The organism is Naasia sp. (assembly GCF_025465545.1).
In the GTDB taxonomy this organism is placed as follows: domain Bacteria; phylum Actinomycetota; class Actinomycetes; order Actinomycetales; family Microbacteriaceae; genus Naasia.
Map to the genome: position 1 here is coordinate 81,682 of NZ_JAODMK010000011.1, position 9,787 is coordinate 91,468.

Sequence of the window (9,787 nt, forward strand, 5' to 3'; positions counted from 1 at the left end):
TGTCATGACTGAGGCTCGACGACGACCTTGAGTGATTCTGGCTCGTCGTGAGCGAGGGTCATGGCTCGGACCGATTCCGCCAGTCCGAAGCGATGAGTGATGACGCCAAGGACGTCCACCTTGCGTGAGCTGATGAGGCCGAGGGCGATCGGGTAGCAGTTCGCGTAGCGGAACACCCCGAGCACGGTGAGCTCGCGCGCCTGGAGGACCGGGACATCGATCGGGGCCGTGTCAGCACCCATCCCCACGAGCACCATCCGTCCGGCACGGGCAAGCGAGCGCATGCTCGAGAGCACGACGGGCGCGGCACCAGAACACTCGATCGCGACATCGAACTCTCCCTCGATCTCCCCGGGCAGGCGGGCGTCGAAGCCCATGCTCCTGGCCACCGCAAGCCGGTACGGGTTCAGGTCCGAGATGGTCACCGAGCTCGCCCCGAACGAGCGGGCGACCTGGGCGACGAAGTTGCCGATCGGGCCAGCACCCGTGACGAGCACGCGATCGCCCGGACCGACCTGCCCGCGTCGGTTCGCCCACACCGCGACGGACACCGGTTCGGCCATCGCCGCCTGTTCGGCCGTGATCCCCTCCGGAGCGACGTGCGCGAAGCTCGCGTCGAAGGCGACGAACTGGCTCATCGAACCGTCGACCGGCGGGGTGGCCAGGAAGACGACATTGGGGCACAGGTTGTACCGGCCGGCGAGGCACTCGCTGCAGGTGCGATCGGGAACCCCCGGTTCGAGCGCCACGAGCTGGCCGATGCGGGCCGGGTCCACGCCCTCGCCGACGTCGACGACGTGGCCGGCCGACTCGTGTCCCAAGATCATCGGCGAGCGCATCAGGTGGGATCCGATACGACCGTGCTCGAAGTAGTGCACGTCCGATCCACAGACTCCGACGGCGGCGACGCGTACGAGCACCTGGCCGGTGCCGGCGGCGGGAATGGGCCGTTCCTCGATTCGGAGGTCGTTCACTGCGTGCAGGACCGCGCTGCGATTCGCCATCTCAGAGCCCCAGCAGTCGGGCGAGGTTTCCCCCGCAGACGAGAAGCCGTGCTTCCTCGGAATCCACTGTCCTGCTCACCTTCTGGTACTCCCACGTGTAGTCGCAGAAGGGGGAGTCACTTCCCCAGACGACCTTCTCTGGCCCCAGCTCACGGATCTGCACCGAAATCTCATATGCGGGCACCCTGGCGCACTCCAGATAGAGGCTGGGATGTTCCCGCGCCGCCTCGATCGCCTCCTCGTGCATCTGGAACACCCCGCTGTGGGCCATGAGCAGGGGGACCTCCGGATATGCGCGGGCGATCTTCGCGAACGCCGGCGGCGCGTTCAGCACGTCGGACGCCCCGTGCGCGATCACGATCAGGGCACGCTCCCGCGCAGCGTCGAGGATCGGTGCGAGCAGCGCGAGGTCGCCCAGGTTGTAGCCGTGGATGGTCGGGTGCAGCTTGATGCCGCGATAGCCACGATCCGCTCGCCGGTGCAGCTCCTCCACCGCGCTCCGGCCGACCCACGGGTTGAGCGCCATGAACGGGATGAAGCGATCCGGCCGCTCGGTCATCGCGACGTCGACTTCGTCGTTGCTGAAGCCCGCCTCGACGTGCGGGAAGATGCAGGCCAGATCGACGCCCGCCGCATCCATCCGGTCCGCGAGTTCGGCGCCCGTCTGATGCGAGCCGATCCTCGTGCCGATGTGGCTGTGCGAGTCGATGATCATTGCGTCGCCCCTCTGCGAGCGGCTCCTGTCGGTCGGAGGACGGGAGCCGCGAGGCAACCCTAGGGATCGCGGCGGGGAACTTCCTAGCCTCGCTGATACGATCTTCTGATACTTATTTGCAGAAATGGTGTGGAAGGGCGGGCATGGCCAGCTTGACCGCCGCAACTGTTGCGGAGCGGCTGCTCAGGCGTTCCGCCGAGCGCGAGGTCGTCATCCAGGATCCCGCGCAGTCGATGCGGTGGAGCCAGCACGACTATCCGACGAGCGTCGCCAAGTGGAACTATCACCCGGAGTACGAGATCCACCTCATCCGCTCCACGACGGGCCGGTTCATCGTCGGGGACCACATCGGCTCGTTCGGCCCCGGTCAGGTGTCGCTCATCGGGTCGGGGGTGCCGCACGACTGGGTGAGCGACCTCGAGCCGGGAGTCGTGGCCCGCAACCGGGATGCGCTGGTGCAGTTCGACGGCGACTGGCTGAAGCGATCGACGGCGGATCTCCCCGAACTGCTGGAGGTGAAGGCGCTGCTCGAGGACTCCTCGCGCGGACTGCTCTTCAGCGGGCGCACCGCGGCCGCCGCAGCCGGCGAGATCGAGAGCATGGGGATCACGGCCGGGCTCGCCAGGCTGGCTCACTTCCTTCAGCTGCTCGCCATCCTGACGCGCGCTCCCGAGCACGAGCGGGAACCGCTGGCGCGCGAATGGTTCACCCCGCCTCAGGCGGAGTCCCCGGAGTCCCGCGCGGTGGAGATGGGACTCCGCTACATCTTCGAGAATCTCACCGCGACGGTGCGCATGTCGGCGGCGGCGAGACTGGCGGGCATGTCCGAGCCGCGGTTCTCCCGCTTCTTCCAGCGCGCGAGCGGCCGCACCTTCAGCGAGACGGTGCGGGTGCTGCGGATCACCCGAGCGAAGATCCTGCTCGAGCAGACGAACGACCCGATCGCGGGGATCTGTTACGAAGTCGGCTTCTCGAACCTGTCCAACTTCAATCGCCAGTTCCTGCGCGAGGTGGGCATGACGCCTCTGCGGTACCGGCGGGAGGGTGCGTCCCGGACGCCTCCCGAGTAGCCCGTGAGGCGGCGGGGCTACGCCGTGGGATCGATGTGCAGCTTCGGCCCGCTACCAGCGTGGACCGGACGCCAGCCGGCCAGCGCGTCTGCGGCTCTGCCGAGCGGAACAGTCGCTGCGACGAGCGGCGTGGGGTCGACGGAGCCGTCGGCGTAGGCCGCGATCGCGGCGTCGAGGCCGAGTGAACCGCCAAGGATGCCGGCCGCCGTGACCTCCTTGCGCACGATGCTGCGCGTGTCGGTAAGGCTCGCCTCGTGGGAGATCCCGATGAGCACGACGGTGCGGCCGGGTTCCACGAGCTCGATGGCGCGCGACGGGATGCTCGGGGCATCGGAGGCGTCGATGACGGCCCCCCACGACAGTGGCGGCAGCGTCGACGCGTCCCACGCGCCGGCGAGGCCGAGCGATCGAGCGAGGTCGAGGGACTGCGCCGAGCGGCCGAGGACGTGCACGTCGATGCCGCGCGCCACGGCGAAGAGCGCCGCCAGGAGCCCGATCGTGCCTGCACCGATCACCAGCAGGGGGCCACCCGCGACCAGTCGCGCGGCGTCAACGGCTCGCACGGCGTTCCCGCCCGGCTCCACCAGGGCGCCGAGAGTGAAGTCGACGGTGTCCGGCAAGGCCCGGAGTGCGGTCGCGGGCAGCGGCATCCGCTCGGCGATGGCCCCGGGCCATCCCCCCCTGACCCCGACCTCGTGCCGTGTCGCGCACAGGAAGTGGCGGCCGTCGAGGCAGCGCGCGCACGAGCCGCAGCCGAGCATCGTGTCGCCCGTTGCCCGGCGGCCGAGCCAGGCGGGGTCGACGCCGTCGCCGACCTCCGTCACGACGCCCGCCCACTCGTGGCCGATCCTCAAGGGGTATTCGGCATTCAGGCGCTGCAGCCGCTCGGGCGCGCCCTGGAAGAGGCCCATGTCGGTGCCGCAGATCCCCACCCGCTGGATGTCGATGACCACGAGACCGGGTGCGGCCTCCGGAGGGGCGACGTCCTCGATGGAGGCCTCCTTCTGGCCCGTGATGACGAGTGCCCTCATCGCGCGTACACCTGGTTCTCGAGGAAGTCGCTGTGGAATTTCGCCTCTGGGTCGAGCGATCTCGCCAAGGCGCGGAAGTCAGCCATGCGCGGGTATCGCTGCTCGATCGCGGCGGCGTCCAGCGCGTAGAGCTTGCCCCAGTGCGGGCGCGGCTCGAACGGCGCGAGCGCCTCCTCGATCGCCGGGAGCACTCCGGCGATCGCTGCCGTCTCTCTGCGGAAGGTGAAGTGAATCGCCACGGTCTGCCTGTCGTATGCGGGGCTCAGCCACAGCTGATCGGCGCTCATCGAGCGGATCTCGGAACTGAGCAGGATCGGGTCGATGGAGTGGCCGAGTTCGCGAACCGCCGCGATCGCCGCCACCGCGTGACGGCGATCGACCATGTATTCGGTCTGGACCTCCTCGCCGTAGCCGGGTGGCAGCTCGCCGCGAAAATGTGCGAGTCGCTCATTCCACGGGCCCGGCACGCCGTTCACCGTCTCGTTCGTGAGTCCCGACGGCGACACGTACTCGCCGCTCGTCTCGAGGACTGCGCCGAACAGGTCCGATCGGATGACCGGCGCTTCGTCATCCACGCGCGTCTTCACCCACACCTTCGTGAGGAGGTCGCCCTGCCACCTGCCCAGGACGTTGACGCTGTAGCCGCTCGACATGATGTCGTCGAAGTGCGCGAAGAGGCTATCCCAGGGGAGCCCGAGGTAGAGGTCCTGGCGCACCGAGTAGGAGGGGCGCGTCTCGAGAGTCAGTCGGGTGACGACGCCGAGCGCCCCCAGTGCGACGACCATGCCGTCGAAGCGCGCGTCGGTGCGATCGGCCGCGATCAGGGAGCCGTCGGCCAGCACGATCTCGAGTCCGATGACGGCCGAGGAGAGGTTGCCGTTGCGGTCGCCCGAGCCGTGAGTGCCGGTGGAGCAGGCGCCACCGATGGAGATGTGGGGCAGCGAACCGAGGTTGTGCAGCGCGAGGCCCGCCGCCTGAAGCACCCGGGCAAGCTCGCGGTAGTGCGTTGCTGAGTTGACGCTCACGCTGGCGCCATCTGGGGCGATGCGGATGTCGGGGCCGAGGCGCCCGAGGTGCACCAGTTCACCCTCGGTGTCGGCCACTGCATTGAAGGAATGGCGCGATCCGAGCGCGTGCAGCCTGGTAGCGCCCTCGACGACCCGGCGCAATTCATCCACGCTCGCGGGTTCGTGGATCGCGGTGGCGGCATAGCGATAGTTGCCTGCCCAGTTCCTCTCGTCCACCCCTAGAACTCGTAGTCCCCGGCGCCGGCGGCGTCGTCGTATGCCGCGCGCGGGATCTGGGTCGCGAACTTGCCGCCGCTCACATCGATCAGCGTGCCCGTGATGTAGCCGGCACGATCGGAGGCGAGGAAGCAGATGAGATTGCCGATGTCGTCCTTCGAGCCCCAGCGGCGGAGGGTGAGGGTGTCGAGCAGGCGGCTCTGCTCCGCGGCCGGGCGCTCCGTGAAGCCGTTCATCTCCGTCGGCACCATGCCGGGGGCGTACGCGTTGACGGTCACGTTGTAAGGACCCAGTTCGCCGGCGAGTGCGCGTGTGAAGTGGGCGACGGCGGCTTTCGAGGAGGCGTAGGCCGCGTGATTGACCGTCGGCACGATCGCCGCGAACGACGACGCATTGATGATCCTCCCCCAGCCCTGCTTCTTCATCACGGGGATGACGGCCTTCGACATGAGAAAGGTGCCCTTCAGGTTGACGTCATGGGCGAAATCCCATTGCTCCTCGGTCAGCTCCTCGATGGACGCGGTGGCGGTCACGCCGGCGTTGTTGACGAGGATGTCGACACGCCCATAACGGGAAACGACGTCCGCCACGATTGCCCGGAGCCGGGCGAAGTCGCGCACGTCCCCCGCGAACTGCGCCGACTGGAAGCCGCCGTCCGAGAGCTCGACGCCGAGCTCGTCCAAATCGGCGCGGTTGATGTCGATCGCCACCGTCGTCACGCCTTCGTGCGCGAGGATGCGCACGATGTCGCGTCCTATGCCACGGGCGCCGCCTGTGACGATGGCGATCTTTGCGTTGAGGTCGATCTGCATCGGCATGTCTCCTGGTTGTCAGCCCGCGTACTCGAGTACCGGGAGTCCGGTGACCCCTGGCCGACACGCGAAGACTGCGCCGGCCTCGGGCTGCTCGTCATCGGGAAGGTTCTCGCGGGACGTGGTGATGTAGAGCGTGTCGAGGGCGTCTCCCCCGAATGCGCATGAGGTGACGTTGGTGACCGGCAGCTCGACGACGTCGACGACCTCGCCGGACCGGTTGAACCCTCGCACCGCCGACCCGCCGTAGAGCGCGACCCAGACCGACCCGTCCGACGCCACGGTGAGTCCGTCCGGGTTGCCCGCAACGTCGCCCACCTCCGCGAAAGGACGCCGATCGACCGGCCGACCCTCGGCCATCGTGAAGACATCGATGCGCCGAGTGGGCGTGTCGACGTAGTACATGAGCGCACCGTCCGGGCTGAAGCCGAGTCCGTTCGAGATCGTCACGCCGGAGAAGATCACCGAGACCGCATGATCGGCTGCGAGGCGGTAGAGCGAACCTGCCCCCGCGGGCGCACCATAGCCGAGCGAACCGCAGTAGAGGGAGCCGTCGGGAGCGCATCCCCCCTCGTTCATCCGGAGGCCGGCGTCACTCCACAGGTCGGGCAACTGTGTTCGCGTGCCGTCGAGGTCTTCGAGGGTGAAGCCGCGTTCCGTCGCGATGACGACCCCGCCGCCGTATCGCGGGCGCACCAGCGCCGCGATGGGCGAGCCCGAGGAATCCCGCGAAATCTGACCGGTCGCGTCATTGCGGGTGAGGTACTCGCCCGCCAGCATGTCGACCCATCGCAGTCCGCCCCAGCTTCGGGACCACACAGCGCCCTCACCGTGGAAGGCGAGCGGAGCGGTGAACTGTTCCGCAGCGGTCACCCACTCCTCCTTCGGTGTGTGCAGCGGCGAGAGGCTCAATCTGGATCAGGTTTGTCGGAATTCCATCACCCGCTGTGACATTCCTACCATGATGGTTGCATGCTCATCTCGGTCTTCCCCAAGGGATTCCTGCGCGAAATGATCGTCGACCGCACGATGACAGTCTTCGACTGGATCACGACCGCGAGGCAGCTGCCCCCCGTCGATGGGCTCGAATTGCACGCCGACTTCTTCTGGCAGACCGACGACGGCTACCTCGATCGCGTTGGGGACACGCTCGCGGCCGCAGGATTCGTGATGCCCATGGTGTGCGTCTCGCCCGACTTCGTGAACCCGGACCCGGAGATCCGGAAGCGCGAGCTCGATCGCGAGATCGACATGATCCGGATCGCAGGCCGCATCGGGACCGACAACGCGACCGTACGCGTACTCAGCGGCATGGCGCGGCCCGAGGTGCCGCTCGAGCAAGGTCTCGACTGGGCTAGCGAGGCCATCCTGTCTCTCATCCCCATCGCCAAGGAACACGGCGTCACCCTCGCGCTGGAGAATCACTACAAGGCGAGCACGTGGGAGTACCCCGAGTTCGCGCAGCGCCGCGAGGTCTACCTCGAGCTGCTCTCCCGCATCGACGAACGCGCCGCGTTCGGAGTCCAGTTCGACCCGTCGAACGCCATCACCGCCGGGCTCGACTCCGCCAAGTTCCTGGAGGAGGTCATCGATCGGGTGGTCTCGATGCAGGCGTCCGACCGGTTCCTGAGCGATGGGGCGACTCTCGACGAGTTGCGGCTCGCCGACGGCACGATCGGGTACTCGCCGGCGCTTCAGCACGGTGTGATCGGCCGCGGCCTCAACGACTATCCGAGGATCTTCCGCACCCTGGTGAACGCCGGGTACGACGGCTGGATCTCCATCGAGGACGGCGTCAACGGAATGAGCGAGATGGCCGACTCGATCGATTTCCTGACCGACGCGCGGGACAGGTACTTCGGAGGCTCCCGCGCGAACCGCATCGCGACGCTCGAGCGCGCGCGGACCGCCGCGGCCCCAGTCGCGAGGTGATCGACCGCCGAACCGACCTCCATCCGCGGCCGCTCACGGCGGTGACACCTACGCCGCGGTGTAACCGCCGTCGACCGCGATGTCCGTCCCGGTGACGAACGTGGAGGCGTCGGAGGCGAGGAAGATGGCGGCGCCGGCGATCTCGTGAGGTTGCGCCAGCCTGGCCATGGGCGTCAGACGCAGCCACTCCTCGAGGCGCTCGGGCATGGTGCGGCTCCTCTCGGTGAGCGGTGTCTCAACGTAACCGGGAGAGATGCTGTTCACGCGCACTCCCCGCTTCGCCCATTCGACCGCGAGGGACTTGGTGAGCATGACGACCGCGGCCTTCGAGGCGTTGTACGTCGCCTGTGGCTGCGGCCGGTTGACGGCGTACGCGGACATGGACGCGATGTTCACGATGGAACCGGCTCCGGCATTCAGCATGGCGCGGCCCTCCGCCCGACAGCAGCGGAACACTCCGGAGCTGTTGATGTCCATGACGGTCGCCCAGTCGTCGTCGGTGACATCCGTCGCGGGTCCGCCCAGATGACGGATGCCCGCGCAGTTCACCGCCACATCGAGACGTCCTTCGGACTCGAGCACCGTCGCGACCGCTGCATCGACCGAGGCGCTCGACCGCACGTCGAGGGCGACGAAGCGTGCGCCGATGGAATCGGCGGCCGCGGTGGTCGATTCCGACGGAAGGTCACCGACCGTCACCTTCGCGCCCGCCTCTCCGAGGGCGCGCGCGATCGCGAGACCTATGCCTCCCGCGCCGCCGGTGACAAGGGCGGCGCGACCGGAAAGGCTGAACGGCTCCAGTCCCGTGGGGATGCTCATGGGTGTCTCCTTCGACATCGGTGGATTGGGCATTCGCTGCGGACGGGACCGGGTGGGCCGCCGGGTACCGCGAACTTACCGCCCATCGGCTCATCGAGTCTGTTCACAGATCGCCACCATGTTCCCGGCGAGCCTCCCAACGGTGCGACACCGTCCGTGCGGCACCTTTGTGGACCTCCAGTAAGGTTTGCGCGATGCTTCGCCGCGTGAGGGAACAAGAGGTGCCGCCGTGACCGCCGAACTCGATCTGTGCGTGAATCCGGGGGTCTGGATGACCGGCTGGAACCGGGATCGGGCCCCTCAGATCGTGCAACGCCTTGCCCGCATCGGCTACCGCCGCGTCATGGTGGTGCTGCGCGATCCGTCTGTGTTCGAAGGGGACGGGATCCGCGAACTCGTCGAGGGCGCAGGTCTGGGCGTCGTCACCAACACGAATCAAGTGGCGGGACAGGACATCTCCAGTGACGACGCCGACGCGCGCGAGCGCGGTGTCGCCCGGCTACGCCGCGCCATTGCGCTGTCGGCGGAGCTGGGCTCCGATCAGCTCACGGGGATCCTCTACGGCCCCCTGGGCTCACGCGGCCCCGTCGCCGGCCAGACCTTCGACCGCACCGCGAAGATCCTCGGCGACCTGGCCGAGGAGGCCGCCGCGATCGGGGTGCGCCTCCTGTGCGAGGTCGTCAACCGATACGAAACCGCCATGATGAACACGGCTGCGGACGGCATGGACTTCGTCCAGCGTTCCGGATCGGAGCGGCTGGGTCTGCACCTCGACCTCTTCCACATGAACATCGAGGAGGACGACATCGTCGCTGCGATCTCGGACGCGCTCCCGCGGCTCGGCTATCTCGAGATGGAGCAGAACCACCGGGGAGAGCTGCACCGGGGCCATATCCCGGTCGTGGCCATCCTCGAGGGCGCGATCGGGGCGGGCTACCAAGGCCGGTTCGGCTTGGAGGCGTTCACGGCGTCGGCCATCGAGCCTGCTCACGCGGCCGGTCTCTCGATCTGGCGGGACGTCCTCGAGACGGACACCCGCATCGCGGAGGATGCCTACGAGGTGCTCAAGGCGGTGTCGTCCGGGATTCGCTCCTGACCCGGCCGGGATACCTGGTTGCTGCCGGACGGCAGCCGCAAGGGCGTCTGCGGCTGCCCTCCCT

Annotated in this window: 10 protein-coding genes; 3 read left to right on the forward strand and 7 right to left on the reverse strand. The window is 68.1% G+C overall.

Translation table 11 applies throughout. The features are described from left to right. Nucleotides 1-2 precede the first annotated feature (2 nt). Both JWR33_RS03495 and JWR33_RS03500 read right to left on the reverse strand, forming a co-directional pair. Nucleotides 3-1,004 carry an NAD(P)-dependent alcohol dehydrogenase gene (locus JWR33_RS03495; protein ID WP_297409501.1) on the reverse strand — a complete coding sequence of 334 codons (1,002 nt, stop codon included), beginning with the start codon at nucleotides 1,002-1,004 and terminating at the stop codon, nucleotides 3-5. Nucleotide 1,005: 1 nt separating this feature from the next. Further along, nucleotides 1,006-1,719 (reverse strand): amidohydrolase family protein, encoded by a 714-nt coding sequence (locus JWR33_RS03500; RefSeq protein WP_297409503.1) that lies wholly within the window; start codon nucleotides 1,717-1,719, stop codon nucleotides 1,006-1,008. A 143-nt stretch (nucleotides 1,720-1,862) separates the two neighbouring features. On the opposite strand from JWR33_RS03500, the gene JWR33_RS03505 reads away from it, so the two are divergent. Further along, on the forward strand, nucleotides 1,863-2,789 hold the full coding sequence (locus JWR33_RS03505) for an AraC family transcriptional regulator (protein WP_297409505.1): 927 nt from the start codon (nucleotides 1,863-1,865) through the stop codon (nucleotides 2,787-2,789). A 17-nt stretch (nucleotides 2,790-2,806) separates the two neighbouring features. On the opposite strand, the gene JWR33_RS03510 is transcribed toward JWR33_RS03505, so the two are convergent. The 4 genes from JWR33_RS03510 to JWR33_RS03525 are packed head-to-tail and all read right to left on the reverse strand — an operon-like array spanning nucleotide 2,807 to nucleotide 6,749. Then, on the reverse strand, nucleotides 2,807-3,820 hold the full coding sequence (locus tag JWR33_RS03510; protein ID WP_297409507.1) for an alcohol dehydrogenase catalytic domain-containing protein: 1,014 nt from the start codon (nucleotides 3,818-3,820) through the stop codon (nucleotides 2,807-2,809). Further along, the gene (locus tag JWR33_RS03515) at nucleotides 3,817-5,064 is read right to left on the reverse strand and encodes a D-arabinono-1,4-lactone oxidase (protein ID WP_297409509.1); all 1,248 of its coding nucleotides are present in this window, start codon (nucleotides 5,062-5,064) and stop codon (nucleotides 3,817-3,819) included. Before JWR33_RS03515 ends, JWR33_RS03510 begins: the two co-directional genes overlap by 4 nt. 2 nt (nucleotides 5,065-5,066) lie before the next feature. Further along, on the reverse strand, nucleotides 5,067-5,882 hold the full coding sequence (locus JWR33_RS03520) for an SDR family NAD(P)-dependent oxidoreductase (RefSeq protein ID WP_366073635.1): 816 nt from the start codon (nucleotides 5,880-5,882) through the stop codon (nucleotides 5,067-5,069). Between the two features lie 12 nt (nucleotides 5,883-5,894). Further along, nucleotides 5,895-6,749 (reverse strand): SMP-30/gluconolactonase/LRE family protein, encoded by an 855-nt coding sequence (locus JWR33_RS03525; protein WP_297409511.1) that lies wholly within the window; start codon nucleotides 6,747-6,749, stop codon nucleotides 5,895-5,897. Nucleotides 6,750-6,848: 99 nt separating this feature from the next. On the opposite strand from JWR33_RS03525, the gene JWR33_RS03530 reads away from it, so the two are divergent. Beyond that, nucleotides 6,849-7,808, forward strand: coding sequence for a sugar phosphate isomerase/epimerase family protein (locus JWR33_RS03530; RefSeq protein WP_297409513.1), 960 nt, complete (start codon nucleotides 6,849-6,851; stop codon nucleotides 7,806-7,808). Between the two features lie 48 nt (nucleotides 7,809-7,856). Here JWR33_RS03530 and JWR33_RS03535 read toward each other — a convergent pair whose 3' ends face one another. Further along, the gene (locus JWR33_RS03535; protein WP_297409515.1) at nucleotides 7,857-8,627 is read right to left on the reverse strand and encodes an SDR family oxidoreductase; all 771 of its coding nucleotides are present in this window, start codon (nucleotides 8,625-8,627) and stop codon (nucleotides 7,857-7,859) included. 229 nt (nucleotides 8,628-8,856) lie between these two features. Here JWR33_RS03535 and JWR33_RS03540 point away from each other — a divergent pair, with 229 nt between their 5' ends. Beyond that, nucleotides 8,857-9,723 (forward strand): sugar phosphate isomerase/epimerase family protein, encoded by an 867-nt coding sequence (locus tag JWR33_RS03540; protein WP_297409517.1) that lies wholly within the window; start codon nucleotides 8,857-8,859, stop codon nucleotides 9,721-9,723. The last annotated feature ends 64 nt before the right edge of the window (nucleotides 9,724-9,787 follow it).